Origin of the sequence: Pseudomonas crudilactis, from assembly GCF_013433315.1 — a bacterium.
In the GTDB taxonomy this organism is placed as follows: Bacteria; Pseudomonadota; Gammaproteobacteria; order Pseudomonadales; family Pseudomonadaceae; genus Aquipseudomonas; species Aquipseudomonas crudilactis.
The window spans coordinates 1-220 of sequence record NZ_WXVV01000080.1; the positions used below are offsets into that span (position 1 = coordinate 1).

Annotated in this window: 1 pseudogene; it reads right to left on the reverse strand. The window is 57.3% G+C overall.

The features are described 5' to 3' along the window. A pseudogene (locus GTU76_RS29865) lies at nt 1-220 on the reverse strand (calcium-binding protein); the annotation flags it as partial.

Sequence of the window (220 nt, forward strand, 5' to 3'; positions counted from 1 at the left end):
AAAACCGGTGTGTACACCAGTCTTCAGGTTCAGGGTAACTGCAACGCTGTTGGGCACATCCTCATAGCTGGCGATATCGAAGCCGGCACCACCAATCAGTTGGTCGGCGCCTGCGCCGCCCATCAAGATATCGTTGCCGGCACCGCCGGTGATGACGTTGTCAGAGGCATTGCCGCGACCGATGAAGTTGCCAGTACCGGTAAACGTCAGACGTTCGACT